Raw genomic sequence first — 517 nt, forward strand, 5'->3', positions numbered from 1 at the left:
GAAAGCAAGTAGGGGAGGTTAATTCACCCATCGGGGGCGAGAAGTAGACGAAAAACGCACCAATGTAATTGAATTATGGTGATTATTTATACGCTCAAGCATCAGTAGACAATATATAGGTCGTCTCTCTAGCGCCACAACTTCTATTTGGTAACGGCCTGTTCTGGGATTGTCCTCAACGACTGGCTAACTTGTTCTTGCAATTTACGATCTTTTTATATTGCACTTCTTGCGATATCTGATAAAAGTTGTTCGCTTAATACCGGTATTACGGGCGACGTCTACATCACTCATGCCCGTCTGATAAAGCTTAAAAGCATGTAGTAAGCGGGGATCATCTTCGGTATATTGGGGTTTGCGCCCATGATATTTCCCCTGCTGTTTGGCCAGAAAAATCCCCTGTTGTTGACGCTCAATAATCCGCTTCCGTTCACTTTCGGCCTGATACTTATACAGTTCAATGATTAAGTTAGTCATCAGTTGACGCAAGTTAGGATCCGCAATCCCCGTCATGGAC

Annotated in this window: 1 protein-coding gene; it reads right to left on the reverse strand. The window is 43.7% G+C overall.

What is annotated here, in order from left to right:
• Positions 1–204 precede the first annotated feature (204 nt).
• The coding region (locus tag FD09_RS15655) for a helix-turn-helix domain-containing protein (RefSeq protein ID WP_157053873.1) at positions 205–517 on the reverse strand (313 nt) is incomplete at its 5' end.

The sequence above is a fragment of the Schleiferilactobacillus perolens DSM 12744 genome (assembly GCF_001435585.1).
Lineage (GTDB): Bacteria > Bacillota > Bacilli > Lactobacillales > Lactobacillaceae > Schleiferilactobacillus > Schleiferilactobacillus perolens.